The organism is Rhizobium sp. CB2179 (assembly GCF_057653455.1).
Map to the genome: position 1 here is coordinate 3,808,176 of NZ_CM172781.1, position 24,601 is coordinate 3,832,776.

24 protein-coding genes, 1 tRNA gene and 3 pseudogenes are annotated in these 24,601 nt (G+C 61.4%); 13 read left to right on the forward strand and 15 right to left on the reverse strand.

What is annotated here, in order from left to right:
- Positions 1-162: 162 nt before the first annotated feature.
- Positions 163-1,215 carry a threonine aldolase family protein gene (locus AC244Q_RS18875; protein ID WP_128405927.1) on the forward strand — a complete coding sequence of 351 codons (1,053 nt, stop codon included), beginning with the start codon at positions 163-165 and terminating at the stop codon, positions 1,213-1,215.
- A gap of 55 nt (positions 1,216-1,270) precedes the next feature.
- On the opposite strand, the gene AC244Q_RS18880 is transcribed toward AC244Q_RS18875, so the two are convergent.
- Positions 1,271-2,125 carry a LysR substrate-binding domain-containing protein gene (locus tag AC244Q_RS18880; protein WP_012758952.1) on the reverse strand — a complete coding sequence of 285 codons (855 nt, stop codon included), beginning with the start codon at positions 2,123-2,125 and terminating at the stop codon, positions 1,271-1,273.
- A gap of 45 nt (positions 2,126-2,170) precedes the next feature.
- Between AC244Q_RS18880 and AC244Q_RS18885 the strand changes: the two genes are divergently transcribed.
- Complete coding sequence (locus tag AC244Q_RS18885; RefSeq protein WP_113547287.1) at positions 2,171-3,220, forward strand: bile acid:sodium symporter family protein; 1,050 nt, start codon at positions 2,171-2,173, stop codon at positions 3,218-3,220.
- Between the two features lie 162 nt (positions 3,221-3,382).
- Here AC244Q_RS18885 and AC244Q_RS18890 read toward each other — a convergent pair whose 3' ends face one another.
- Complete coding sequence (locus AC244Q_RS18890) at positions 3,383-3,853, reverse strand: Hsp20 family protein (protein WP_012758954.1); 471 nt, start codon at positions 3,851-3,853, stop codon at positions 3,383-3,385.
- Between the two features lie 406 nt (positions 3,854-4,259).
- Here AC244Q_RS18890 and AC244Q_RS18895 point away from each other — a divergent pair, with 406 nt between their 5' ends.
- Complete coding sequence (locus AC244Q_RS18895) at positions 4,260-5,234, forward strand: alpha/beta fold hydrolase (RefSeq protein ID WP_012758955.1); 975 nt, start codon at positions 4,260-4,262, stop codon at positions 5,232-5,234.
- Between the two features lie 48 nt (positions 5,235-5,282).
- Here the strand turns inward: AC244Q_RS18895 and hisN are convergent, their stop codons facing one another.
- Positions 5,283-6,056, reverse strand: coding sequence for a histidinol-phosphatase (gene hisN, locus AC244Q_RS18900; RefSeq protein WP_012758956.1), 774 nt, complete (start codon positions 6,054-6,056; stop codon positions 5,283-5,285).
- Positions 6,057-6,333: 277 nt separating this feature from the next.
- Positions 6,334-7,215 (reverse strand): N-formylglutamate amidohydrolase, encoded by an 882-nt coding sequence (locus AC244Q_RS18905; protein ID WP_012758957.1) that lies wholly within the window; start codon positions 7,213-7,215, stop codon positions 6,334-6,336.
- Positions 7,216-7,402: 187 nt separating this feature from the next.
- Here AC244Q_RS18905 and cpdR1 point away from each other — a divergent pair, with 187 nt between their 5' ends.
- The 4 genes from cpdR1 to AC244Q_RS18925 all read left to right on the forward strand — a co-directional run bounded on the left by cpdR1 (position 7,403) and on the right by AC244Q_RS18925 (position 8,921).
- Positions 7,403-7,765, forward strand: coding sequence for a response regulator CpdR1 (gene cpdR1 / locus AC244Q_RS18910; protein ID WP_003542883.1), 363 nt, complete (start codon positions 7,403-7,405; stop codon positions 7,763-7,765).
- 84 nt (positions 7,766-7,849) lie between these two features.
- Positions 7,850-7,924: transfer RNA gene (locus tag AC244Q_RS18915), tRNA-Val, on the forward strand.
- Positions 7,925-8,108: 184 nt separating this feature from the next.
- On the forward strand, positions 8,109-8,303 hold the full coding sequence (locus tag AC244Q_RS18920) for a hypothetical protein (RefSeq protein ID WP_012758958.1): 195 nt from the start codon (positions 8,109-8,111) through the stop codon (positions 8,301-8,303).
- A gap of 123 nt (positions 8,304-8,426) precedes the next feature.
- Positions 8,427-8,921 (forward strand): hypothetical protein, encoded by a 495-nt coding sequence (locus AC244Q_RS18925; RefSeq protein WP_012758959.1) that lies wholly within the window; start codon positions 8,427-8,429, stop codon positions 8,919-8,921.
- Positions 8,922-9,075: 154 nt separating this feature from the next.
- Here the strand turns inward: AC244Q_RS18925 and AC244Q_RS18930 are convergent, their stop codons facing one another.
- Positions 9,076-9,801: a hypothetical protein gene (locus AC244Q_RS18930; protein WP_012758960.1), complete on the reverse strand. Its 726-nt coding sequence runs from the start codon at positions 9,799-9,801 to the stop codon at positions 9,076-9,078.
- A 232-nt stretch (positions 9,802-10,033) separates the two neighbouring features.
- Here AC244Q_RS18930 and AC244Q_RS18935 point away from each other — a divergent pair, with 232 nt between their 5' ends.
- Positions 10,034-10,546: an MgtC/SapB family protein gene (locus AC244Q_RS18935; RefSeq protein WP_012758961.1), complete on the forward strand. Its 513-nt coding sequence runs from the start codon at positions 10,034-10,036 to the stop codon at positions 10,544-10,546.
- A 60-nt stretch (positions 10,547-10,606) separates the two neighbouring features.
- Here AC244Q_RS18935 and AC244Q_RS18940 read toward each other — a convergent pair whose 3' ends face one another.
- Together AC244Q_RS18940 and AC244Q_RS18945 are read right to left on the reverse strand one after the other, a co-directional pair.
- Positions 10,607-10,798 (reverse strand): hypothetical protein, encoded by a 192-nt coding sequence (locus tag AC244Q_RS18940; protein ID WP_017995172.1) that lies wholly within the window; start codon positions 10,796-10,798, stop codon positions 10,607-10,609.
- Positions 10,799-10,856: 58 nt separating this feature from the next.
- Positions 10,857-11,087, reverse strand: coding sequence for a hypothetical protein (locus AC244Q_RS18945; protein WP_017995173.1), 231 nt, complete (start codon positions 11,085-11,087; stop codon positions 10,857-10,859).
- 354 nt (positions 11,088-11,441) lie between these two features.
- Between AC244Q_RS18945 and AC244Q_RS18950 the strand changes: the two genes are divergently transcribed.
- Positions 11,442-12,533, forward strand: a complete 1,092-nt coding sequence (locus AC244Q_RS18950; RefSeq protein ID WP_012758965.1) for a DUF475 domain-containing protein — start codon at positions 11,442-11,444, stop codon at positions 12,531-12,533.
- 104 nt (positions 12,534-12,637) lie between these two features.
- Here AC244Q_RS18950 and AC244Q_RS18955 read toward each other — a convergent pair whose 3' ends face one another.
- The 7 genes and pseudogenes from AC244Q_RS18955 to AC244Q_RS18985 form a co-directional block, all read right to left on the reverse strand.
- Positions 12,638-12,808, reverse strand: coding sequence for a hypothetical protein (locus AC244Q_RS18955; protein WP_012758966.1), 171 nt, complete (start codon positions 12,806-12,808; stop codon positions 12,638-12,640).
- Positions 12,809-12,964: 156 nt separating this feature from the next.
- The gene (locus tag AC244Q_RS18960; RefSeq protein WP_128405926.1) at positions 12,965-14,482 is read right to left on the reverse strand and encodes a tripartite tricarboxylate transporter permease; all 1,518 of its coding nucleotides are present in this window, start codon (positions 14,480-14,482) and stop codon (positions 12,965-12,967) included.
- A gap of 88 nt (positions 14,483-14,570) precedes the next feature.
- On the reverse strand, positions 14,571-15,062 hold the full coding sequence (locus tag AC244Q_RS18965; protein WP_017995177.1) for a tripartite tricarboxylate transporter TctB family protein: 492 nt from the start codon (positions 15,060-15,062) through the stop codon (positions 14,571-14,573).
- Positions 15,059-16,003: a Bug family tripartite tricarboxylate transporter substrate binding protein gene (locus tag AC244Q_RS18970; protein WP_012758969.1), complete on the reverse strand. Its 945-nt coding sequence runs from the start codon at positions 16,001-16,003 to the stop codon at positions 15,059-15,061. Before AC244Q_RS18970 ends, AC244Q_RS18965 begins: the two co-directional genes overlap by 4 nt.
- A 378-nt stretch (positions 16,004-16,381) precedes the next feature.
- Positions 16,382-17,428 (reverse strand): ABC transporter substrate-binding protein, encoded by a 1,047-nt coding sequence (locus tag AC244Q_RS18975; RefSeq protein WP_128405925.1) that lies wholly within the window; start codon positions 17,426-17,428, stop codon positions 16,382-16,384.
- Positions 17,429-17,491: 63 nt separating this feature from the next.
- Positions 17,492-17,659 (reverse strand): annotated as a pseudogene (locus tag AC244Q_RS18980) (ornithine carbamoyltransferase); the annotation flags it as partial.
- Positions 17,660-17,879: 220 nt separating this feature from the next.
- Positions 17,880-18,365: a hypothetical protein gene (locus tag AC244Q_RS18985; RefSeq protein WP_020487030.1), complete on the reverse strand. Its 486-nt coding sequence runs from the start codon at positions 18,363-18,365 to the stop codon at positions 17,880-17,882.
- Positions 18,366-18,521: 156 nt separating this feature from the next.
- Here AC244Q_RS18985 and AC244Q_RS18990 point away from each other — a divergent pair.
- Positions 18,522-18,915, forward strand: a pseudogene (locus AC244Q_RS18990) (transposase); the annotation flags it as partial.
- Positions 18,916-19,038: 123 nt separating this feature from the next.
- Here AC244Q_RS18990 and AC244Q_RS18995 read toward each other — a convergent pair.
- Positions 19,039-19,909 (reverse strand): annotated as a pseudogene (locus AC244Q_RS18995) (ornithine carbamoyltransferase).
- Positions 19,910-20,345: 436 nt separating this feature from the next.
- On the opposite strand from AC244Q_RS18995, the gene AC244Q_RS19000 reads away from it, so the two are divergent.
- The 3 genes from AC244Q_RS19000 to AC244Q_RS19010 all read left to right on the forward strand — a co-directional run bounded on the left by AC244Q_RS19000 (position 20,346) and on the right by AC244Q_RS19010 (position 24,469).
- Positions 20,346-22,214: an adenylate/guanylate cyclase domain-containing protein gene (locus tag AC244Q_RS19000; RefSeq protein WP_113547278.1), complete on the forward strand. Its 1,869-nt coding sequence runs from the start codon at positions 20,346-20,348 to the stop codon at positions 22,212-22,214.
- Positions 22,215-22,412: 198 nt separating this feature from the next.
- The gene (locus AC244Q_RS19005) at positions 22,413-23,090 is read left to right on the forward strand and encodes a response regulator (RefSeq protein ID WP_012758974.1); all 678 of its coding nucleotides are present in this window, start codon (positions 22,413-22,415) and stop codon (positions 23,088-23,090) included.
- On the forward strand, positions 23,087-24,469 hold the full coding sequence (locus AC244Q_RS19010) for a sensor histidine kinase (protein ID WP_012758975.1): 1,383 nt from the start codon (positions 23,087-23,089) through the stop codon (positions 24,467-24,469). The genes AC244Q_RS19005 and AC244Q_RS19010 overlap by 4 nt, the downstream gene beginning before the upstream one ends.
- Positions 24,470-24,601: the final 132 nt, after the last annotated feature.

Genomic DNA, 24,601 nt, shown 5'->3' on the forward strand with positions numbered 1-24,601 from the left:
CGATCGCGCAATAAAATTACGCTGAGACGTGTTATTTTGTTTATTGATTGCGTAGTTCAATTTCCGTGATGTGTCGCAGGCGACAACCTTGATCCTGTGAAGCTTTGGCGTAATGTCCGCTGCGGACTTTGCCAACCCCTTCCTTTTCCAACGGTTTCCCCCATGTTCTTTGCTTCCGATAATTGGGCCGGCGCCCATAAATCCATTGCCGAACGTCTGCTGACGGAATCGACCGGCTTTGCCGCCGCCTATGGCGCCGGCGATCTCGACAGGAAGATCGAGGCCCGTTTTTCCGAGATCTTCGAGCGCGAGGTTTCGGTTTTCTTCGTCGCCACCGGCACGGCCGCCAACTCCCTGTCGCTGGCAAGCGTCCAGCGGCCCGGCGGCATCACCTTCTGCCATTCGGAGGCCCATGTGATCGAGGATGAATGCGGCGCGCCGGAATTTTTCTCCGGCGCTGCCCGTCTCGTTGCCATTGACGGCGAAGCCGGCAAGATCGATCCGGCGAAGCTTTCGGCGAAGATCGCAAGCTTTCCCGAGGACGCCGTCCATCATGGCCGCGCCAGCGCGGTGACCATCACCCAGGCGACCGAGATCGGCACCGTCTATTCCTTGCCGGAGATCGGCGAGATCGCCGCCATATCAAGGAAGCGCAATCTGCCGCTCCACATGGATGGTGCCCGCTTTGCCAACGCCCTGGTCGCACTCGGCGCCACCCCGGCCGAAATGACCTGGAAGCGCGGCGTCGACATGCTGTCCTTCGGCGGCACCAAGAACGGCTGCTGGTGTGCCGAAGCGATCGTCTTCTTCAATCCGGATCGAGCCCGGGAAATGCCCTTCATCCGCAAACGCGCTGCCCAGCTCTTCTCCAAGTCGCGTTTCATCGCCGCCCAGTTCGATGCCTATTTCGAAGATGGCCTCTGGCTCGATCTCGCCCGCCATTCGAACGGCATGGCCGACCGGCTGCGCGCCGGCATCGGCACGAGCAACTCCGCCCGCCTCGCCTGGCCGACCGCATCCAACGAAGTCTTTGCCGTCGTCAGCAAGAGTGCCGTGAAAATTGCGGAGGAAAAGGGCGCGAAGTTTTACGAATGGCCGGTCCCGGCGGCAACGCCCGAGCTCGTTTCCGAAAGCGAAACCCTGATCCGCCTCGTCACCAGCTTCGCGACCACCGAAGCGGATGTCGATGGCTTCTTGAAGTGCCTGGCCGCCTGATCGCCTGCCAGAAAGGGCTGCCGGGCCGGCAGGCCTTTCGGTAACGGGCAAGGATTCACGCCGACCGCAATCCCCTCACCTTTTGCAGAATATCCTCGGACAGTGCCGAGACCAGTGCCTGGTCCGCGCCCTTGCGCGGCACCAGCACGAATTCCACATCCTCCAGCACCGGCAGTTTTCCCACCGCAATCTCCTTCAGACCGGACGGCGCCATGCTGCGCGGCTGCACCAGCACGCCCATCCCGGCCCGCGCCGCCGCCGTCAACCCGCTCAGGCTGCCGCAGGTACAGACGATCCGCCACGGCACCCCGTTTCGCCCGAGTGCTTCGAGCGCGATCACCCGTGTGACGCTCGGCGGCGGAAAGGCGATCAGCGGCAGGGGGCCGGAGGCAAGCACACGCTCGGGATCACGCGCCAGCCAGACGAGTGGCTCGCGATAGACGAGTTTTCCGCGCGCATCGCCGAGCCGGCGCTTGGCAAGCACCAGATCGATCTCGCCATTGTCCTGCATCTCGTAAAGAACACCGGACAGCGCCACCGTCAGTTCCAGGTCGACCGAGGGGTGCGAACGAACGAAATCCTCCAGCACCGCCGGCAACTGGCTAGTGACGAAATCCTCCGACACGCCGAGCCGCAGACTGCCACGCAGGCTGTTATTCTTAAACAGCGACTGCACCTGTCCCTCGATCGAAAGCATGGCGCGCGCATGCGACAGCAGCGCCTCGCCATCGCCGGTCAACATCACCTTATGGGTGTCGCGCGCCAGCAGCCTGCGCCCGAGTGCTGCCTCCAGCCGCTGGATGTGCTGACTGACCGTCGACTGCCCGAGGCCGAGCCTTTCTGCGGCGAGCGTGAAACTGCCCATCTGCTCGACGGCGACGAAACTGCGCAATTGCGAAAGGTCTAACATGATCCAGCTTCTCGATAACTGTTATTTCTTGCATCCTGGATCATAATGGACGACAGAACAATGACTGTTTTATCAAGCCGCGAGATCGTCATGCGCCGCTTTCTGCCCGATACATTCACCATCCTGCTCGTCTGCACCGTCATCCTCGCCTCGGTGTTGCCGGCGCGCGGCACATTCGCGGATCATTTCGGTATCGCCACCGATCTTGCCATCGCGCTGCTTTTCTTCCTGCATGGCGCCCGCCTGTCGCGCGACGTGGTCATCGCAGGCTTGCTGCACTGGCGCCTGCATATCGTCATCCTGCTGACGACCTTCGGCATCTTCCCGTTGCTCGGCATGGCACTCGGGCTGATCCCCGACACGATCCTGCCGCAGCCACTCTATCTCGGCATCCTCTTCCTCTGCGTGCTGCCGTCGACGGTGCAGTCGTCGATCGCCTTTACCTCGATGGCCGGCGGCAACGTGCCTGCCGCCATCTGCTCGGCCTCGGCATCCAACATCTTCGGCATGTTCCTGACGCCACTGCTCGTCGGCCTGCTGTTTTCCGTCGGCGGCCATGGCGGCTTCTCCTTCGACGCATTAGAGCAGATCCTGCTGCAGCTGCTCGCCCCCTTCATCGTCGGCCAGATCTTGCAGCCCTGGATCGGCGACTGGATCCGCGCCAAGAAGAAGATCCTGATGCCTGTCGACCGCGGCTCGATCCTGATGGTCGTCTATCTCGCCTTCAGCACGGCGGTGGTCGAGGGCCTGTGGCACACCTTCTCGATTGCCGATATCGCAGTCGTCATCGTCGCCGACATGGTCCTGCTGGCGATTGTCCTGGTGCTGACGATGTTCGGCAGCCGCTGGCTGGGCTTCAACAAGGCCGACCAGATCACCATCACCTTCTGCGGCTCGAAGAAGAGCCTCGCAAGCGGCGTGCCGATGGCGAACGTCATCTTCGCCGGCCAGTCGATCGGCGCGATCGTGCTGCCGCTGATGCTGTTCCACCAGATCCAGCTGATGGTCTGCGCCGTCATCGCCCAGAAATACGCCGCCGCCGCGGCCCGCCGTGCAACGGACAAGGAAATCGACGAGGCAACCAGCCCGGCATGAAGCATGTCGCGCAAATGTGTTCAGCGGTTTTGCGATAACGACATGCGTAAATAAAGTGCGAAAGCGCGAGAAGCGAATCTGAAAGATCGCGACGCGCTTTAAGCCGCAATAGAAAACGGCGCCCCGATGGAGCGCCGTTCGTTTTATCCGATAAGGATCTGATTAGCCGTTGATGATCTGCGCCTCGATGGCCTTCGGAGCCTCGACCGGTTCTGCAGCAATTGCGATCTTGCGGGGCTTCATGGCCTCGGGAATATTGCGCAGAAGGTCGATGTGAAGCAGGCCGTTCTTCAGCGAAGCGGCGGTCACCTCGACATGATCGGCAAGCTGGAAGCGGCGCTCGAAGGCGCGCTTGGCAATGCCGCGGTAGAGGAACTCGCCGCTTTCGGCAGGTTCCTCGTTCTTTTCACCCTTCACGGACAGCACAAGGGCATGGGCTTCGATCGAAAGTTCGGTCTCGTCGAAACCGGCAACGGCCATGGTGATGCGATAGGTGTTTTCACCGGTGCGCTCGATATTATAGGGCGGATAGGTCTGCGCCTGCTCCGGCTGGGCAAGGCTGTCGAGCATGGTGAAGAGCCGGTCGAAACCGACGGTCGAACGATAAAGGGGAGAGAAGTCTACGTGACGCATGATGTCCTCCTGTGGAAGCGACGTGTTGCGATGAAATGCCCCTGAGACCCCATCTTTGGCGGCCTTGGGACGGTTGCGCAGGCCCTGTTCGGCACCCGCAGAAAGGAGATGGTGATGGGATTCGAGGAGTTCAAGACCTTTTTGCAATCGCCTTGATCGGCCCGTGAACCCCGCATGAACGACAGGTTCGGAGCACGTTCAGGCGCATTCACTTAGGAATTTAGGCGTCGGGTGAAATCTGGTCCCGATGGCTGAAGTGCATCGTCCCTTCTTCTTCAGCCTCAACTTCGGCCGGCCGCGAGCACCCTCATGCTCCTGCCGGCCCTTTTCCCCCACCGCTTTCCAAGCCGGATGCCATGCGCTATCCCTGATGCGAAGCAGTCAGCAGCGGCGCATTGGCAAAGTCATGGATCAGGTTCTCTATTCGACGCCCGATAATCCCGCCCCGGAAAACCGCACGGAAGGGTTCTTCGAAACCCATGACGGCCAGCAGCTGCGATACGCCGTCTTCCGCTCGAGCGGCCAGATTGCCAAGGGCACCGTCGTCATCCTGCACGGCCGAAACGAATATATCGAGAAATATTTCGAGACGATCCGCGATCTGACGGCCAAAGGACTCTGGGTCGCGACCTTCGATATGCGCGGCCAGGGCGGCTCGCCCCGGCTCCTGAAGAGCCGCAACCATGGCCACATCCGCCGCTTTGCCGATTACGAGCGTGATCTCGACACCTTCCTCGAAAAGGTGGTGCTTCCGGATACCCGCCTGCCCTTCTATCTGCTCGCGCATTCCACAGGCGGCCTGATCGCGCTGTCGGCTGCGCCCTATCTCACCACCCGTATCGATCGCATGGTGCTGTCGGCGCCCTTCATCGGCCTGACCGGCCAGTCGGCCTCGCCGCGTGTCATCCGCGCTCTGGCCGGCACGCTGGCTGCCGTCGGCCTCGGCTTCCTGCCGCTGACCTCGAAACCGAAGGAGCCGAACTTCAGCGACAACCCGCTGACCTCGGACGAACACCGCTTCGAGCGCAATGTCGCAATGATGAAGGCTCATCCGGAATTGACGCTCGGGCCGCCGACGGCCCGCTGGCTGATCGAGGCTTTCCGCACGATGGACCGGGTCACCTCCCCCTATCATCTCTTCTCGATCACCATCCCGACCATCGTCATCGCGCCGACGCGCGACGGGGTCGTGCCCTACACGGCGCAGGAGCGGCTTTCACGTTATTTCCGCGCCGGCCAACTGGTGCCGATCAACGGCGCCCGGCACGAGATCTTCCAGGAACGGGATATCTACCGTGCCGCCGCCCTTGCCGCCTTCCACGCATTCATTCCCGGCAGCGATGCCGAAGAAAACCAGGACGTCGCCGCCCTCGGCACGTGAGCCGGATCGGCTTTGCCGACCGGGGGATCAGCGCTGCTGACCCTGGGATCAGCGCTGCAGGATGGCGATAGCCTGTTCGTAGACTGCGCGGCTGCCGGCAGCGATAATCGAGCCGCCGTTTTCCGGCCGTCCGCCGTCCCAGGTGGTGATGATGCCGCCCGCCCCCTCGATGACGGGGATGATGCCGCCGACGTCATAGGGTTTCAGGCTGTTTTCGACGACCAGATCGATATGGCCGGCGGCAAGCAGCGCATAGGCATAGCAGTCGCAGCCGTAGCGAAAGAGCCGTACCTGGCTCTCAATCTCGCGGTATTTCTCCATCTCCTCGCCGGCAAAGAGATGCGGCGAGGTAGTGAACAGGATGGCGTTCGAAAGCGTGTCGCACTGGCGCGTCGCCAGCCGCCGCTCGCCCTCCGGCCCGGTATAGATCGAGCCGTTCTGGTCGGCGAAATAACGCTCGCCGGTAAAGGGTTGCTCGATCATGCCCATGATCGCCCGGCCCGCCTGCTGCAGGCCGATCAGCGTTCCCCATACCGGCACGCCGGAGATGAAGGCGCGCGTGCCGTCGATCGGATCGATCACCCAGACATATTCGCGGTCGAGCCCGACATTGCCGTGCTCCTCGCCGAGAATGCCGTGACCGGGGAAACTCTCCTCGATCAGCGCCCGGATGGCGAGTTCGGCCGCCCGGTCGCCCTCCGTCACCGGGTCGAAACCGGAGGAAAGCTTGTTCGTGACATCGAGGCCGGAACGGAAGCGCGGCAGCGTCTCGGCTCGGGCGGCCTCCGCCAGGCGGTTGAAGAACGAACGGTCAGGAAGCATGATTTATCCGTTTGGCTGGCGGGAAGGGCGCTTTTCATAGCGAAAAGCAACGGGAATGCAAACGCAGTAGGCAATCTGGATCTAACTGCCCAAAGATATCGCAGCGCAATATATTGCTTGACATTTGTGCAATGCAATAGTACCGTCCTCAGTACAGTCTTCTGACTGTAAATACCCTCCTTGGGTGTTTCCTCCCTAGACTTAGCCGCGCTCACAAGCGCGGTTTTTTTTGGCCGGGAAGACGAAGGCCAGAGGTCAGCGGTATCGAAAAAGAGAGCTATTCGGCGGCCAGCGCCCGCTCGCCGGCAAATTTCTCGACATATTCCGCCATTTGCTGCATGAAGTCCGTGACGGCATCAGCCACTGCGGCGAAATCCTCGCGCTTCTCCAGAGTCAGCTCGTCGACATAGATCGCCCGGTTCACCTCGATCTGCAGCGCGTGCAGTCCGCGCGAAGGTCGGCCGTAATGTTCGGTGATGAAGCCGCCGGCATAGGGCTTGTTGCGGATCGCCGCAAAGCCCATTTCCTCGAGGATGGCGATGGCCGCGCGCGAGAGTTCAGCCGAAGCGCTGGTGCCGTAGCGATCACCGATGATGAAATCGGGTCGCGCCGTGCTGCCGGCAACGCGCACATTGCCGGGCATCGAGTGGCAGTCGATCAGCACGCCGAAGCCGAACTGCACATGCGTTCGCGCGATCAGCCGGCGAAGCGCCGAATGATAGGGCTTGTAGACCGCTTCGACGCGGTCGAGCCCCTCCTGCACCGGCAGGCGCCGCGCATAGATCTCCATGTTCTCGGCGACGATGCGCGGAATGGTACCGAGCCCGCCGGCGACCCTGAGCGAATTGACGTTGGCATAGGGCGGCAGCAGCCCGTCGAACATCCGCGGATCGAGCTCGTAGGGCTCGCGATTGACGTCGAGATAGGCGCGCGGAAAGTTGGCTGCCAGCAGCGGCGCGCCGAGTGCTACGGCCGAGCCGAAGAGTTCGTCGACATAGTGATCCTCGGAACGGCGGATGGCTATGCCCTCGAGCCTGGACTGGGCAATAAATTCCGGTGGATAAATGCGGCCGCTATGGGGGGAGTTGTAGACGAAGGGAATGGTCTGCGACACGGGCTCATGAACCTCAAAAAGCTCGTATTCGCGTATTTCCGGCACTTTCGGCCCTCTTTACCATGTCATGAACTGACTGCTTGGCCTATGTTGCCAGTTGCCCGGCCGCAAGTCCATACTATGTAGGAGGGATGGCGGTCACGCACAGGCAATTCACCGGTTGTTTACCGGATAAAGACTAGTGTAAACGGCTGGCAGCCCACCAAAAACCTATGGATCGCGGTCTGGATTGATGACTCAGAAGATACTTCTCGCCGAAGACGACAACGACATGCGCCGCTTCCTGGTGAAGGCGCTCGAAAAGGCCGGCTACAAGGTCCTTTCCTATGACAATGGCGCCAGCGCCTATGACCGGCTGCGCGAGGAGCCGTTTTCCTTGCTGCTCACCGATATCGTCATGCCCGAGATGGACGGCATCGAGCTGGCGCGCCGCGCCACCGAGCTCGACCCCGACCTGAAAGTGATGTTCATCACCGGTTTTGCCGCTGTGGCGCTGAACCCTGATTCGAAGGCGCCGAAGGATGCCAAGGTGCTTTCCAAGCCTTTTCACCTTCGCGATCTCGTCGACGAGGTCAACAAGATGCTTGCCGCGTAAGGCTTGTCAGGCGGCGCGTCACAAAACTGAAAAAAGCCTATTGACGGCTCCGAAGGTTTTGTGATCTATGCGCCGCCATCGGATGGGCGTGTAGCTCAGCGGGAGAGCACTACGTTGACATCGTAGGGGTCACAGGTTCATTCCCTGTCACGCCCACCATCCGATCCCCCTGACATTGTTGAGAAATCCCCGCCTTGGGGATTTTCTAATTCTTGAGGCTGGCCCGCGCTCCAGATCCGGCACTTTGCGGAGCGAGGGTTTGCACATGATTGGCCCGGGCCATGATCCGGGCCGGATTCAATTGGCTGTGGGATAGCCCCACACGTGGCAAATTGAGGGACGTATGACGCAAAGGACGCGGACACGGAAAGCGATATCCATCATCCTCGGCGTCGCCCTGGTTGGGGCTGGCCTCCTCGGTTTCGGTTATATGCAGTTTCATGTCGTCGAGCCCATCAGCATCAAGCTTTGGCTGATCCCGATCACGATATTTGCGGCTGGGGCAGCGATCCTCTGGGACGACTTCAAAAGTCCCTAACGCCTTGTTTGATGTCGAGCATCCGCCGGGTAGGACCAAAATAAGTCACAGAAGAGTGCCAATGCCTGGCTATCCAGTGCACGGCCGATTCGCCGTCGCAGACAGATGGGGTTGAGACAGAGAATGAGACTTTTCGCATCGGCAGCCGCCGCAATTTTTTCCGCCGCCCTTGCCTTGCCGGCCTCTGCCGCGCCGGCCGCGCCCGTCGAGACCTTTCCCGGTGCGCCCGGCGTCATTACCCTTTCCGGCAAATGCGCCAAGCTGGTCGTTGCCAAATTCGACGCCACCAAGGGCTGCAAGAACGAGCTTGCCAGCGTCACGCTGGCCAATGGCTTGGTGACCTTCATCTTCACCTCGGACGGCAAGGCGCTCGGCTTCCAAGGCGACGGCAGCGGCATCAAGCCTGCCTCCAACGGTAATGCCCGCCTGCCGCTCAGCCTCGTCACCACGGGTGTCGGCAACAAGATGACCGGAGAGGTCAAGGTCGCCGGCTTCTGTACCTTCGGCAATCCCTATGCCGGCAAGCCGATCGCGATCGAATGCACCGCCGAAAGCAAAGATTCCTCGTTTACCGGCAGCTTCCGCACCGGCGGCAAGCTGGTGAAGAAGGGTAAGTAGCCAGAGCAATCCCTGCAAAACTGCGCAGCGGTTTTTCGTCCGGAATCGCGTGAAAACAAAGAGAGCTTTTCCATGCATTCGAGAATGGAAATGCTCTACAGCGCCGCGCGTCTTTTCAGACGCGCAAAGGACGCTCTAGCATTTTGAATTGCTGTCAGGCGCACCAGGCGCCGCCGGCGGCCCCTGGCTTGCGTGCCAGTCCCTCGTTGATCAGCTGCGCGCCGAAAGAGCGCCCGTCGCGCGAGATGACGCGCGGCGCGCCAGAGGGCTCGCTCTTGCCCGCGGCATTCATGGTGAAGGGTCCGGCGTTCAGAAGCGCCAGCAGCCGCGACTTGGCGGCAAAGGCCACTCGGCGCTCGCCGTCACAGCGCGCTTGGTCGACCACCGGGCTTGCCATGTCGGCAATCACGATCTTTTCGCCCTTGTACCAGAAGACGCCGCCGTCGCTGACGCAATTGATATGGGCGCCCTGCCCGCAATAGCCGAAGGCAACCGTCCCGGTTTCCGAAACGGCCGGAGAGGCCGGTGACGGCACTGCCTTTATCGGCTGGATCATCGGCGTCGGGATCGTGGCCGGCGGCAGCGATTGCGACTGTCGCAGCGGCGCTGCGACTTTCGGCGTGGGTGCGGCAAGCGCCACCTGCTTCGGCGGCACGTCCTTCCTGACGACGGGCCTCGGCTCCGCCGTTTCCCGCGTGATCGATGTCGATTGCCTTGCAAGCATCGGCTGGATGCGCTTCCAATGGTCGTGGGCGACGATGCCGCCGATCGCGGCAATGCCGATCACCGCCCAGGGCAGCAATCCGCCACCGCTGCTGCGCGCTTTGCTCTTTCCTCTGGCCGGCGCCTTGCGGCGGCCGCGTGTCGCTGTCTTGGCCATCTGTCCGATTCCCGTGAGGCCGGGATTATCGCTGCCCAATCCTTTCCGAAAGGTTGGCGCGGCGACAGGATGATGCCTGGTGCGCCGAACTTTCCCTCCAATGACATGCAAGCGCCGGCGCGGACCGGAGAGACCAACGGGACGGCCGAAACGCATGAGGGAAAAAAGCTGAACAAATTCCGCGCTCAGACGTTAGCCAGCGAAAAATTCCATCTATTCTGGGGAAAAATCCATGGATCTCATCATCGCCGACATAATACCGGCGTCGCGTATCCACTATCCCGTCATCTTCGCCCGCCTCTTCGGCGCCATCGTCTTCGGCGGGCTGATCGGCTTCGAACGCGAGGCACGCGACCGCCCGGCGGGCTTCCGCACCCATATTCTGATTAGTCTTGCCGCTGCCCTCTTCGCCATCATCTCGATCGAGGCCGTGCACATGCCGGGTTTTACCGATGACGAGCAGGTGCGCATCGATCCGCTGCGCGTCATCGAAGCCGTGACTGCCGGCGTCGCCTTCCTTGCCGCCGGCATGATCGTCTTTGCAAGAGGTCGGGTGCACGGGCTGACGACGGGCGCCGGCATGTGGCTCTCCGGCGCGATCGGCCTCGCCATGGGCTTCGGCTATTGGCCGCTCGCCTTCTTCACGACGATCGTCGCCATCTGCGTACTCTTCGCCTTCGGCAAACTCGAACAGCGGTTCGGCTTTAATTCCGGACAGCGTGTCGATCGCGATGAACAGAAATAGAAAAGCAAAGCGCCCGGCATCATGCCGGGCGCTCGTGTTGTCGGCGTGCCCTTCTGTGGGTCACTCGGCTGTTGGCCATTCAGCGCGTGTAGCCGAAGGATCGCTTTTACCAACCGACACGGTGCCGCCGATGGCGGAGAGCGGCTTCTGGCGTTTGCCGATATTGATGCGTTCGTCCGCCGCCTCGCGTACGGCCTTCCATTCATTTTCGTGCCGGATGAAGATTTCGCGGGGCACAAAGTTGATCGTCATATGTTTCTCACCCTGTTTCAAATCTACTGTCATCGCCCAAGGGCTTCCGGAATAGCCGTTATTTCTTGGTCTCTGCATTGCCCTTGATGTCGGGGCCACCCTTGGAAAGATCGGCGCCGGTAACATGGGCCGGCACGTGAATGTCGTGGTAGACGCCGGGCGTAAGCGTCAAGTCGACATGATGCGGTGGCAGCACCTGCGCCTTCTGCATGCGGTTCGGCTTCGACCGCTTCATGCGGTCGGACGCCTCCGTGCGTTTGTCGGGAAGATGGGTCGAAGTGTGCATCATCGGCCTCCTTTTTTAAGCTCAACCAGGGCCTAACGGGCGGGCATCAGGATGGTTCCAAAAAAAAATGCCCAATCTCGGTGTACCTGTCGGCCTTGACTGGCCCGCGAAGTTCATTACCTAGAGCCTATCCTGCAGCCTTCCAGACATCGGCTGACGGGGGAACTTTGGTGCCGGGCCCCTCTGGCGAGAGTTTTACGGCGCTCTCGTGATGTCGGTACCGCCTGCAGCTTAGCCGGCGGATTTTTCATCGATGAACAAGCTCACCATGCCTGACCCGCGTGCCCGTTGTGGCGTGCGGCGTCTTTCCAATTTTTCCACCCTCTTCGACACGATTTGCGGCCGCGAGGTGCGGCCATGAACCAGACTGTGACCTCTAAATCCTCGCTCAGCTATTTCCGCTGGGCTTTCATCGTCACTGCCCTCGGCCTCGTTCTCGGCGCCGTGCTCGGCTGGCAGACGACCGGCACGATCGGCGGCATGGCGACCGTCTTCTTCATCTGCACGGTGCTTGCCGTGCTGGAGATCTCCCTCTCCTTCGACAATGCCATCGTCAACGCCAACAAGCTGAAGGAGATGACGCCGGTCTGGCAGAAGCGCTTCCTCACCTGGGGCATCATCATCGCCGTCTTCGGCATGCGCATCGTCTTCCCGCTGGCGATTGTCGCGATCGCGGCACAGATCGGCCCCTGGGATGCTCTGGTGCTTGCCGCTCGCGAGCCTGCCGAATATGCCCGCATCATGAACGACGCGCACCTGCCGATCGCAGCCTTCGGCGGCACCTTCCTGATGATGGTCGGCCTCAACTATTTCTTCAATCACGAGAAGCAGGTGCACTGGATCGGCGGCCTTGAAAAGATGATGGCGCGTTCCGCCACCATCAAGGGTATCGAGATCGCCTTCGTGCTGGCGCTGATGCTGGTTTTCTCCTGGCTGATCGGCGGCGAGGAAGCCACTGTCTTCGTCCATTGCGCCATCTACGGCCTGCTCACCTTCCTCGCGGTCGAGGTGGTCGGCGGGCTGCTCGATGCCTCGCAGCAGACGATGAGCGCTGCCGCCAAGGGTGGCCTCGGCGCCTTCATCTATCTAGAAGTGCTGGACGCCAGCTTCTCCTTCGACGGCGTCATCGGCGCCTTTGCGCTGACGCAGAACCTCTTCGTCATCGCCATCGGCCTCGGCATCGGCGCCATGTATGTGCGCTCGATGACGATCATGCTGGTGGAGAAGGGAACACTTGCCGAATACCGCTATCTCGAACATGGCGCCTTCTATGCCATCCTGATCCTCTCGGTGATCATGTATGCGCAGACCATGGTGCACATCCCCGAAGTCATCACCGGCCTCGGCGGCGCGGCCTTGATCGGCCTGTCCCTCTGGTCATCCATCCGCCACAACAGGCGCGAAAAGGTGGAGGGTCATGGCATCAGGCAGGAGGAGCTTCACGCCTGACATCGGGTGTCACAGCGCGCCGCGCTGCTGCATCCGTAGGGATAAAGATAAAGCCCGCGACCATCCGGTTGCGGGCTAATTCATTCATGCATGGCTTGAAGGTGTTAGCGGGAGACCTGACCGAAGGAGGCCGGGTCGATGCCGAGCTTCGTGAGATCATTGGCGCGCGGGCGACGGCCTGCTTCGACAGCGGCGCTGACAGCGTTTGCAGCCCCAAGGACGGCGAACGCGCGGCCAAAGAAGCCAGTACGGATTGAATTGCGAAGTGCGGACATTGTCCTTTTCCTCTTGCTCTATGATTGACTGTCCATAGATGGCGTCACGCATAGACCTCCACAATGCTCAGAAAATCACCTCAGCCATGCATAAACAGCAGGCCGGCACATGTCTCCATGGCCGGCCTCGAGGGAGGGGTGGATCGTCTTCTTATTTTAGTCTTCGTTTGCCGCAAGTTGCGACAGCACCTGACCTTTGCCGCGCAGCCGCAGGATCAGCGGGATGAGGAAGGCGGCGGCTGCAACGATGAGCAAGCCTGCCGCGATCGGCGACATCACAAGCGTCGTGACGTCGCCCTGGCTGATCGCCAGCGCTCGGCGCAGCTGCTGTTCGGCAAGCGGGCCGAGGATCAGGCCGACGACGGTAGGCGCGATCGGATAGCCGAAGAGCCGCATCACATAGCCGAGCAGGCCAAAAGTGAGCAGCATGCCGAGCTCGAACACGGATGGATTGGCGCCGATTGTCCCAAGCGTCGCAAACAGCAGGATACCGGCATAGAGCCATGGCTTCGGGATTGTCAGCAGCTTTACCCAGAGCCCGATCATCGGCAGGTTCAGCACCAAAAGCATCGCATTGGCGATGAGCAGGCTGGCGATCAGTCCCCAGACAAGCTGCGGATTGGTGGCAAACAGCAGCGGCCCCGGCTGCAAGCCGTACTGCTGGAAGCCGGCAAGCATGATCGCCGCTGTCGCCGTCGTCGGCAGGCCGAGCGTCAGAAGCGGCACCAGGGTGCCGGCGGCCGATGCGTTGTTTGCTGCCTCGGGACCGGCCACCCCTTCGATCGCGCCATGGCCGAACTCTTCCGGGTTTTTCGCCAGCCGCTTTTCGGTCGCATAGGAGAGGAAAGTGCCGATTTCGGCGCCGCCCGCCGGCATCGCGCCGATCGGGAAACCGATCAGCGTGCCGCGCAGCCACGGCTTCCACGAGCGCGACCAGTCCTCAGCGGTCATCCAGAGCGAACCCTTGACCGCCTCGACCTTCTCCGCGATCCGGTTGCCCTGCGCGGCGATATAAAGCGTCTCGCCGATCGCAAACATCGCCACGGCAAGCGTCGTCACCTCGACACCATCGAGCAGGTCGGGAATGCCGAAGGAAAGCCTGGCCTGCCCCGTCTGCTGGTCGATGCCGACCATGGCGAGCGCAAAGCCGATAAACAGCGAGGTCAGGCCCCTGAGCGCCGAATCGCCGAAAGCCGAGGAGACGGTAACGAAGGCAAGCACCATCAGCGCGAAATATTCGCGCGGCCCGAAGACCAGCGCCAGCTTGACGATGTAAGGCGCGATGAAGGCAAGCCCGAGCGTCGCGATCAGGCCGGCGACGAAGGAGCCGATCGCCGCCGTCGCCAGCGCCGGTCCGCCGCGCCCGGCGCGCGCCATCTTGTTGCCCTCGAGCGCGGTGACGATCGAGGCGCTTTCACCCGGCGTGTTGAGCAGGATCGAGGTCGTCGAACCGCCATACATGCCGCCGTAATAAATGCCGGCGAACATGATCAGCGAGCCGCCGGGATCGAGTTTGTAGGTGACGGGCAACAGCAGCGCCACGGTGAGTGCCGGGCCGATGCCGGGAAGCACGCCGACGGCGGTGCCCAGCGTCACGCCGACCAGCGCATAAACCAGGTTCATCGGCTGCATCGCAACCAGGATACCCTGCCATAGGAATTCGAATGTGCTCATCTTGGTGTCCCAAGCGGCCTTCCCGACCATCCGATTTCGGGGTCAGGCGCCGCGCAAAATCAAAAGAGCTGACAGCGCGTCCGCGCGGTCAGAAGAACAGATGTTCTAGCGGGCCGGCCGGCAGCGTCAGTTGCAGCAGCTGCGAGAAGATCGCCCAGACGACAAAGCTGAGGACGATGCCAAGCGGCAGCGAGATCCAGAGCTTACGCTTGCCGAAGCCGCGTGCTGTCAGCGCGAAGAGGATGCCGGTCGCGATCGAGAAGCCGGCGACGCGCAAAAGCAGCATCTGGCCGGCAAGACCGGCGACGATCCAGATGACGGGTGCGACTTCCTGCCGGTCGCGTTCGGGAAAATCGCCGCGCCAGGCTTCGAAGGCGGTCCAGATCCCGAGACAGAAGAGGCCGAGTGCCACCACTTGAGGCACAGTCGCCGGACCGATGCGGTCGTACTGCGCAATCGTTTTCAGATGCAAGGCATCCCAGGCCATCACGCCGGCGACGACGAAGAGGAAAACGGCAATGATGAACGCCGCCCAATCAGGGCGGCGTTCGGTTGCCGAGGAGGGGCTATCCTCGCTCATTGAACAAGTCCGATATCTTTGAGAATGCCTTCAGTGGCCGAGACATCCTTTTCGAGCTGCGCCTTGAAGGCGTCGCCGGACAGATAGGTGTCGGCCCAGCCCTTGGTCTTCAGGGTTTCCTGCCAGGTGGCGGAGCTGTGCAGTTTCTCGAAATCGGCGGTGACGCTTGCCACCTGCTCTGCCGACAGGCCGGGAGCAGCGGCAACCATGCGCCAGTTCTGAATGGTGACGTCGGTGCCGGCTTCCTTCAGCGTCGGCGCATCGACGCCGTCGATACGCTTGTCGCTGGATACGGCGAGAAGACGGAGCGTGCCCGACTTCACCTGCGATTCGAATTCGCTATAGCTCGAGACGCCAGCCGTGACCTGGCCGCCGAGAATGGCGGCGAGCGCTTCACCGCCGCCGGAAAAGGCGACATAGTTGATCTTGGTCGGGTCGACGCCGGAAGCCTTGGCGATCAGGCCGACGGCGATGTGGTCGGTGCCGCCGGCAGAGCCGCCGCCCCAGGAAACCGCACCCGGATCCTTCTTCAGCGCCGCGACCAGGTCGGCCATGGTTTTGATCTCGGACGCGGCAGGAACGACGACGGCCTCATACTCGCCGGTCAGACGAGCGATCGGCGTGACATCCTTGAGCGTCACCGGCGACTTGTTAGTGAGGATCGCGCCGACCATGACATAGCCGCCGACAATCAGCGAATTCGGGTTGCCGGCAGCCTGGCTGCTGAACTGCGCAAGGCCGATGGTGCCGCCGGCGCCCGGAACGTTCTGGACCTGCACGTTGCCGGAGATCTTCTCCTGCTGCAGCGCGGTCTGCAGCGAACGGGCCGTCTGGTCCCAGCCGCCGCCGGGAGCGGCCGGCGCGATGATGGTGTAATCGGCCGCATAGGCCGGCAGCGCGATAGTCGCTGCAAGAAGGGTTGCAATGAACGTATGCTTCACGATGTGTCCTCCGTCGGCGGCTGAGCAGACCGCCTGTTATTCTCAAGGGAATCAGGAGGAATGGCTGCCAGCGGACGCAAGCGTCCTGAATGACGAGCGGAATACCTCCCAAGGCTTCAGCTCTCCGCCTCCACGGAGAAGAAGTAGCCAAAGCGACCACAACAACCTGTCATTTAGCTGACATCGGTGAGATATCCAGAAGGACACGACACTTTTTTGCCGTAATTGGCAGTTGCCGGTCTAAATCCCGGTTCTTCGCTGCCGCATGGCCAGTACTTCTAGTCGCCGCGAAGTATGGCCGCGAGCCTCATCTGGCGAGAGCTACAGGCGGAGCGATCCAAAGCTCTATAAGGAGGGCAAAGCCCACCGAAAGCGCCTTCACTGCATCCGCAGAACCTCGTTCCAATGCGCGATCAGCCGCGCCCGCTTCACCTGGTCGAGATAGACCATCAATCCGGGGCTGACCGGCACCGGCCGCAGTTGGGCGCCGAGCAGTTCCTGCAGCGTATTGGCGGTATTCTCGCCTGCCACCTCGGGGCTGACCGCCGGGATCTGCAGCTCGCGCGCCAGGATCGTCTGCCCTTCCCTCGACATGAAGAAGGTAAGGTAACGCCGACCGAGTTCCGGATCGGCGGCGGCCTGCGGCACCAGCCCGATCCGCGACATCACCACGGTATAATCCTTCGGCAGCACGATGCCGACATCGGGATAGCGCGACGCCCAGTCGGCCGCATAGGAGCCGAGAATATTGTAGCCGAGCACGAAGCGCCCGTCGGCAACGCGTTCGAGGATCGCCGAACTCGTCGAATAAAGCTTGACGCCGGCAGCCCCCATCGCCCCGATCACCGACCAGATGTCGCCGAACTGCTCCTGGTCGCGCGCCATGAAAAGAAAGCCGACGCCCGAGCGCTCGATATCGTAGGTGCCGATCCGCCCATAGACGTCGTTGCCCTTGCGTTTCAGATAATCGACGAATTCAGCCCGCGAGCTCGGCACCGGCTCATGCGCAAAGCTCGGCTTGTGATAGACGAACACCGCCGGCTCGAAGGTGAGCGCATAGGCGGTGTTGCGCCAGTTCGCCCATTTCGGCCATGCACCGCTCATCGGCAGGTTGCTGACCTGGGCATATCCGTCGTTGGAAAGCTTTACCTGCAGGTCCATCGCCGAGGAAAAGGCGAAATCCGCCGTCTTCTTGCCGGCATCCGTCTCCCTGACGATCCGGTCGTAGATGTCGCCGGTCAGCATGTCCTCGTATTTGACCGCGACATCGGGATTGGCCTCCAGGAAACCCCGGATCATTGGCTGCGCCAGAGGCTCGTCGAGCGAGGAATAAACCGTCAGCACCGGCGCATCGGCATTGCCCGACTTCGCCGGATAGAAGGCCTGATCGGCGACCGCGAAGCCCGGCCAGAACGCCAGCAGCAAGATGAAAACTCTCCTCATGCCGCAACAATGCCTGAGCGCGTCCAGAGGAGCAAGGGCGCCGGACTAGGCAGCGACCCACTCCATCAGCGCATTCTGCGCATGCAGCAGAAAAGCCTTGGCGATACGGCTTCGGCAGAGCGGATGTTCCATCGCCCCCGCCGTTACCTCCTCGCCGCGCCGAACCGGCGGGCACGGCAGGGAGATCGCACCCTCCGACAAACGATCGAGCAGATACCCTGATCGACAAACTCACTGCATTGGCCGACAAGGCGTCCATCGCCATCCGGGAGCTCAAGGAGCGGGATTGGGCCGACGGAGGAAGCCATTCTCTGGGCGAACGCGGGCGGGCTGAGTGGCATTTGGGGTCGGGGAGCACTTTACTACTAGGCGACCCAACTTCGCGACCTAGGTGTCCCCTATGCATCCAAACCACATTTGAGCTGGTTTGCTCCTATTCAGTTTTGATGCCTGTGTTTAGCGTCACATAATAACGCGCAACAGCAACATCCATCTCTGCAATTACCAGTTGATACACCAATCGGGCACTCTTAGCGCCACCGTCTGAAGCTCTCAACGTAAGATCAATTATTTCCTGGGGTGAGTTGGCCATTCGAAAAGTTGGAGCCACAAGTAGATCATATCCGTCCTTGTTCCATTCAGTGTCACCTTGATCGTCAGATTTTGCTATTTCATCTTCCATTTCACTATCAATTCGCCGCTTTGCATCGGACAGCATTCGTAGGACTTCCTCAAGGTCTCCTTGCCCGATTGGTCTCTTTTGATCGCTCATCCGAGACTTTGCGCGTGTCGTGATCTCCTCTAACTCATGAATGGCCGCCATAGCAGCACCCACAGCGGCGTTGAACTTTTTCGACGGAACCCGCAGAATTTTGGGTGATGGGTCCGGCTCTGCTTTGCGTCGTAGGAAACCAAGCATTGTGTGTTCTCTCGTTCAAGGGGAACCGCCCGGGTTTGCCGGAGACCGTTTGGTTTAAGTTATGCGGCCATGGCTGGCGCGTCCAGCATGACGTAGTATCGTTCTTCAGCTTCGGCTGGTGGAATGTTGCCGATGGGCTCCAGAAGACGGCGGTGCCGCCGCGCCAATGAGGACTTGGCCATCTGCATGCGCGCCTTGTCGACGTCGACTATCCCGGCGCCGACAAGGTTCGTGTCATGATGGATAACCTATCAACCCACACGACCTCCGCCGTCTATCAGACCTTCCCAGCCGCCGAGGAGCGCCGGATTTTGCGACGTCTGGAGTTCCACTACACGCCCAAGCACGCCAATTGGCTCAATATGGTCGAGATCGAGATCGGCGTCCTGTGCCGCCAATGTCTTGACCGCCGCATCGCCAGTCGCGACAGCCTTGAAACCGAGGTCCGGACCTGGCTGCGACGCCGCACCGAAAGGGCCATCGCATCCGATGGATGTTCTCAACACAGCACGCAAGAGCCAAGATGGCAAAATCATATCCAACGCCATCGCTCAACGAGGCAGGAAAAGTGTGTAGCGGTTTTCCCAGGCAAAGCGCGAAGCACTTTTGCCGGGAATTGCGTAAAGACAAAAGGATAGAGCGGTTCTGCGCTTCCGTTAAAAGCTGAATCGCTCTAGGTCGCGACCCACTCCATCAGCGCATTTTGCGCATGCAACAGAAAGGCCTTGGCGACGCGGCTTTGGCAGAGCGGATGCGCCATCGCCTCCGCCGTCACCTCCTGGCCGCGCCGAACCGGCGGGCACGGCAGAAAGATCGCATCCTCCCGCAAACGATCGAGCACATCGGCCCCGATCCGGTAGCTGGCGAGCGCGTCCGAGGCTGCATCTCCCGGCCATGAATCGGTGATGACGACGTCGGCATCCGATAGTTCGCCCATATCGTTGCTCACACGGAAGCGCCCGTTGAGCAGCGCGGCGTCACGAATGTGCCAGCGTTCGGGATAGACCTGCACCACCTCGATCGGCAATGCGATCGACGCTTCGGCCCAGGAGCGGAGGATATTTGCGTCCGCCGCCACGCCAACGACCTTCAACCCATCGATCGAGCCGCGCCGGCTGTTGATATAGGCAAGGTCGCCGAGCGTCTCGCAGGGATGGTTGGAGCCTGTGCGCGCGTTGATGACAGGGACCGGCGAGGCTGCCGCCACCGCCTTCAATGTCGCAAACTCCTTCGTGCGGATCACCAGCATGTCGAACCAGTTGCCGAGATAACCCGAGAGATCGCCGGTTTCCTCCCTGGCATTGAAGCCGATCGGCACATGCACGCAAATACCGCCCATCGCCTGGATGCCGAGATCGAAGGCGGTGGTATTGCGCCAGCCGCCGTCATCGACAATCAGCGCGACGCGTTTGCCCGCAAGGCTCTGCGGCATCGTGCGCTCATCCCAGGCTTTGGCAAGCTCACCGGCGCGACCGATGATCGACCGCAGCCCCGGCCTCCGGAATGTCGTGAAACTCCAGAAAATTCCGGGCCAAATCCGTCATCCAAAATCTCCGTCAGCCATGACACGTCACCACAATACCTTTCGCTGGCCTCACGACAATCGCCGAAGCAACCGCGAATCACATTGCATACCGCGTTGGATATCCTGGCGATTCGTCTTCCAAGCCATGCCCCTGGGTCCGGCTCAAGCCTTAAATCGTTCGGCGATCGGTTTTATGATGCCGACACGGGAAGTATCGGCCAAGGCAGAACACTGGGTTTTTCTCCGAAGCAAATTGCTTTTTCATCACAAAGGATTAGTAACTGGCTCCATCCTTCACCCATTTAGAGTATTGATGAAGATCGACGACGTTATATGGTCGCGCTGCCGCGTTAAAACGTCGAGACCGCCCGAATTTCTTATTTCGGGGGACGACTCTATGCGACAAAAACTCTATAAAAAGCTAGACTAAACTGGGAAGATCCATGGGAGGGGTCATGGAACGACGACTGAGCGCTATTCTCGCTGCAGACGTCGTCGGCTACAGCCGACTGATGGGCATCGATGAATCCGGCACGTTGCAGGCGCTGAACCGCCATCGCTGCGAGCTGGTCGACATTCGTATTTCAGACTACAAGGGCCGGATCGTTAAACTCACCGGCGATGGCATCCTTGCCGAATTCCAGAGCGTGGTGAATGCGGTGGCCTGTGCCGCCGAGATCCAGCGCAGCATGGCCGCCCGTAACGAGAAGGTGCCCAAGGACGAGCGCGTCGAATTCCGTATCGGCATCAATCTCGGCGACGTCGTGGTCGAGAACGGCGACATATTCGGAGATGGGGTCAATCTCGCCGCCAGGCTTGAGCGTATCGCAGCGCCGGGCGGCATCGCCGTGTCGGCCTCGGTGCGTGACCAAGTCGGCTCGCGCCTCAATCTTGGCTTCGAATTCATCGGCGAACATATGCTGAAGAACATCAGACAGCCCGTTCAGGTCTATACCGTCAGCTTGGCGCCGCCTTCCTCCGCCAGATTGGTGGCGCAGAACCGCAACACCTGCTTCATCGCGGTGCTGCCCTTTACCAATATGAGCGGCGATGCCGACCAGGATTACTTCTCTGACGGCATCACCGAAGACATCATCACCGATCTCTCCAAGATCTCCAGCCTGCACGTCGTGCCGCGCAATACGATCTTCACCTACAAGGGCATATCGGTAAAGGTGAAGCGGCTCGCCCAGGAGCTTGGCGTACGCTACGTGCTCGAGGGAAGTGTGCGCATCGTCGGCAATCGCGTGCGCATTTCCGGCCAACTGATCGACACTGCCAATGGCGACCATCTCTGGGCCGAGCGTTACGACCGCGACATGACCGACATCTTCGCCATCCAGGACGAGATCACCCATGCGATCGTCGGCCAGTTGAAGGTGCGCCTGCTGCCGGAAGAGAAGAAGGCGATCGCGACTGAGCCGACCGCCAATGTCGAGGCCTATACCTATTATCTCAGGGGCCGCCAGCTCTCCCACACCTGGACCAAATCCTATCTACAGCTCGCAAGGCGCATGTTCTGCAAGGCGGTGGAGCTCGATCCGGATTATGCCCGCGCCTATGCCGGCATCGCCGATTGCGACGCGGCGATCCGTGACTGGGCGCCTGATGACGTGCCGCTGAGACGCATCCTCGAGATGAGCGCCCGCGCCCTGGCGCTTGATCCTGACCTTCCCGAAGCCCACGCCTCCCATGGTCTCGCATTGCATCAGAGCGGCTATGACGACAGGGCGGCGGCAGCCTTCGAACGTGCCCTGGCGCTCGACCCGAACCTCTTCGAGGCGAATTTCCACTATGCCCGGTTCTTCTTCATGCACGGCAACTTCGCCGAATCCGTGCAATATTTCACCCGCGCCGCCGCAATCCGCCCTGATGACTACGTCTCGCCGATCCATCTGATGTCGGCCTACCGCTCGCTCGGCCGGGTGCTGGATACGGAAAACTGGGCGCGCCTCGGCCTGCTGCGCGCCGAACGGGCCTTGAACGTCAACCCGGAAAATTCAGGCCCCGCCCATCGCGGCGCGCTGGCGCTTGCCCATCTCGGCGACGCTGCAAGGGCACGCGACTGGGCCGCCCGCGCGATCGCCATCGATCCCGACGACATCGTCGCGCAGTATAATCTCGCCTGCGTCTACTCCGTCCTCGGCGACGTCGACCAGGCGATCGATCTGCTGGAGAAGCTGCTGCCGAACAGTTCCGTCTACCATATCAAATGGTTCGACAATGATTCCGACCTCGACAACATCCGCGACGATCTCCGCTTCCGGAAGCTGCTCACCGCCGCAATGATGCAGCGCGAGCGGGTCGAAAGGACCGGGAGCTGAGGTCGAGCTTTTCCCGGCCGTTCACTGGCGCATCGGCCCGAAAATCGGAATCGATTTTCGGAAAGCACGATGCGTAGATTCAAAGTATTACAGCGTCCTTTGCGCGTCTGAAGGACGCGCGGCGCTGTAAGCTTGAAAATCGCTGTGACATCCCTGCTTCATCTCTGTAATCTCCCTTGAAAAACAGGGGAAACATCCGTGCGCATCCTGCTCACCGAAGACAATATCGCGCTGGCAGACGGCCTGTCGGCGATCTTGCGCGGCACGGGCCATGCCGTCGATGTCGTCCATGACGGGGCGTCTGCCAATGCGGTCATCGCAGCGGAAAATTTCGATCTGGTGATCCTCGACCTCAACCTGCCAGAGATGGACGGTCTCGACGTGCTGCGCGCCATGCGCGCCCGGCAGAATCAGGCGGCCGTCCTCATCCTGACCGCGCGCGGCACGCCGGAAGAGCGGGTGAAGGGGCTCGATCTCGGCGCCGACGATTATCTGATCAAGCCCTTCGACATTGCCGAATTCGAGGCGCGCGTGCGCGTGCTGCTGCGCCGCCAGGCCGGGCTGCGCTCGGCGACGGTCAGCTTCGGCGGCATCTCCTTCGATCTCAATTCCCGCACCTTTTCAGCAGGCGCCACTCCGCTCGATATTCCTGCTCGCGAGCTCGGTCTGCTCGAAATCCTCTTCATGCGGGCCGGCAAGGTCGTCGCCAAGGAAGCGATCATTCAATCGCTGACCGCCTTCGACGACGACATTTCCGCAAACGCCATCGAGCAATATGTCAGCCGCCTGCGTAAGCGCCTGTCGCCGCACGGCCTGACCGTCAAGACCGCGCGCGGCATCGGCTATTATCTCGACAAGCTGCCCGAGGCCTCATGAAAGCCGCCTATTCCCTCCGGCGCCGGCTGCTCTTCTGGCTGCTCGTCTCCACCGCCGTCATCGGTACGCTGGCCCTCGCCGATACCTATCGCGAGGCGGTCCAGACCTCCAATATCGTCTCCGACCGCGTGCTCGCCGGTTCCGCGCTGGCGATCGCCGAGCGCGTCGTCGTCGCCGAGGACGGCACGCTGCAGGTCGATATCCCCTATGTCGCACTGGAGATGCTGACCTCGGCCGCGCAGGATCGCGTCTTCTACCGCGTCGACGGCCCGCCGGGCCAATTCATCACCGGCTACCAGTCCCTGCCGGTCCTCAAGAAGACGCCGGGCGATGCCGCCGCCTTCGCCGACGATAGCTTCCGCGGCGAGCCGATCCGCATCGCCACACTCGAACGCTCCGCCTCGACAGGCATCCGCTCTGTGCCCTTCGTGGTGACGGTCGCCGAAACCACCATCGCTCGCCGGCAGCTGGCGCAGGCGATCCTCGTCCGCTCCGCACTCCGTCTCGCCTTCATGATCGCGGGCGCTGCCGTCATCGTCTGGATCTCGGTCACGGTGGCTCTGCGCCCGCTCTACAAGCTCGGCGACGCCATCGGCGAACGCAGCCCCGATGACCTGCATCCGATTGAGCAGACCGTGCCGAGCGAGGTCGAACCGCTCGTCGATACGGTGAACTCCTTCATGGTCCGCCTGCAATCGGCGCTCGATGCGCTCCGCCATTTCACCGGCAATGCCAGCCATCAGCTGCGCACCCCGCTGGCGATCATCCGCACTCAGCTCGCCCTTTCCGCCCGTGCCGGCTCGCTCGACGAGGCCCAAGCGGCGGCACTGAAGGGCGACCAGGCGGTGGCACATGCCGAACGCATCATCGCCCAGCTTCTCCTGATGGCCAAGATTGACGCCGCCACCGCCAAGGAGGCGCTCACCGCCTCCGCCATCGATCTCGCCGCCATTGCCCAGGAGATCACCGGCGAACAGATCCCGACGGCCGCTGTTGCCGGCATCGATCTCGGCTTCGAGGGCGAGAGCCCGGCGATGGTCCGCGCCGAGCCGCTGCTGATCGGCGAAATGCTGCGCAATCTTGCCGGCAATGCCATCGCCTATGCCGGTAAGGGAGCTGAGGTCACCGTCCGCATCATCGCCGCGTCAGAGACGGTCCGCCTCGAAGTCGAGGACAATGGCCCCGGTATTCCGCGCGAGAAGCTGGAAGCAGTGCGCCGGCGTTTTTCGCGCGGCAATGAGTCCGGTGCGCCCGGTGCTGGCCTCGGCCTGCCGATCGTCGAAGAAATCGCCAATCTTTTCAATGCCGCGCTGACGCTGGAGCCGGGCACAGGCGGTAAGGGCCTGAAGGCGGCGGTTACCTTTGCCAAGGCAGCGTAAAAGCCTTTGGCAATTCAAAATGCGACTGCGTCCTTTGCGCGTCTAAAACGACGCGCGGCGCTGTAGACCTTTCCGCCTTGCTTTCTTTCGCTGCATTGCACACACTGATCTCGGGAACAGCAAGCCGCACGA

Excerpts from the sequence above, each read along its gene's own strand:
- AC244Q_RS18920 (WP_012758958.1), top strand. The coding sequence starts at position 8,109 with ATGACGCAAAGGACGCGGACACGGAAAGCGATATCCATCATCCTCGGC.
- AC244Q_RS18875 (WP_128405927.1), top strand. The coding sequence starts at position 163 with ATGTTCTTTGCTTCCGATAATTGGGCCGGCGCCCATAAATCCATTGCC.
- AC244Q_RS18945 (WP_017995173.1), bottom strand. The coding sequence starts at position 11,087 with ATGATGCACACTTCGACCCATCTTCCCGACAAACGCACGGAGGCGTCC.
- AC244Q_RS18880 (WP_012758952.1), bottom strand. The coding sequence starts at position 2,125 with ATGTTAGACCTTTCGCAATTGCGCAGTTTCGTCGCCGTCGAGCAGATG.
- AC244Q_RS19000 (WP_113547278.1), top strand. The coding sequence starts at position 20,346 with ATGGAACGACGACTGAGCGCTATTCTCGCTGCAGACGTCGTCGGCTAC.
- cpdR1 (WP_003542883.1), top strand. The coding sequence starts at position 7,403 with ATGACTCAGAAGATACTTCTCGCCGAAGACGACAACGACATGCGCCGC.
- AC244Q_RS18925 (WP_012758959.1), top strand. The coding sequence starts at position 8,427 with ATGAGACTTTTCGCATCGGCAGCCGCCGCAATTTTTTCCGCCGCCCTT.
- AC244Q_RS18965 (WP_017995177.1), bottom strand. The coding sequence starts at position 15,062 with ATGAGCGAGGATAGCCCCTCCTCGGCAACCGAACGCCGCCCTGATTGG.
- AC244Q_RS18960 (WP_128405926.1), bottom strand. The coding sequence starts at position 14,482 with ATGAGCACATTCGAATTCCTATGGCAGGGTATCCTGGTTGCGATGCAG.
- AC244Q_RS18885 (WP_113547287.1), top strand. The coding sequence starts at position 2,171 with ATGGACGACAGAACAATGACTGTTTTATCAAGCCGCGAGATCGTCATG.
- AC244Q_RS18950 (WP_012758965.1), top strand. The coding sequence starts at position 11,442 with ATGAACCAGACTGTGACCTCTAAATCCTCGCTCAGCTATTTCCGCTGG.
- hisN (WP_012758956.1), bottom strand. The coding sequence starts at position 6,056 with ATGCTTCCTGACCGTTCGTTCTTCAACCGCCTGGCGGAGGCCGCCCGA.
- AC244Q_RS18985 (WP_020487030.1), bottom strand. The coding sequence starts at position 18,365 with ATGCTTGGTTTCCTACGACGCAAAGCAGAGCCGGACCCATCACCCAAA.
- AC244Q_RS18895 (WP_012758955.1), top strand. The coding sequence starts at position 4,260 with ATGGATCAGGTTCTCTATTCGACGCCCGATAATCCCGCCCCGGAAAAC.
- AC244Q_RS18890 (WP_012758954.1), bottom strand. The coding sequence starts at position 3,853 with ATGCGTCACGTAGACTTCTCTCCCCTTTATCGTTCGACCGTCGGTTTC.
- AC244Q_RS18930 (WP_012758960.1), bottom strand. The coding sequence starts at position 9,801 with ATGGCCAAGACAGCGACACGCGGCCGCCGCAAGGCGCCGGCCAGAGGA.
- AC244Q_RS18940 (WP_017995172.1), bottom strand. The coding sequence starts at position 10,798 with ATGACGATCAACTTTGTGCCCCGCGAAATCTTCATCCGGCACGAAAAT.
- AC244Q_RS18935 (WP_012758961.1), top strand. The coding sequence starts at position 10,034 with ATGGATCTCATCATCGCCGACATAATACCGGCGTCGCGTATCCACTAT.
- AC244Q_RS18955 (WP_012758966.1), bottom strand. The coding sequence starts at position 12,808 with ATGTCCGCACTTCGCAATTCAATCCGTACTGGCTTCTTTGGCCGCGCG.
- AC244Q_RS19010 (WP_012758975.1), top strand. The coding sequence starts at position 23,087 with ATGAAAGCCGCCTATTCCCTCCGGCGCCGGCTGCTCTTCTGGCTGCTC.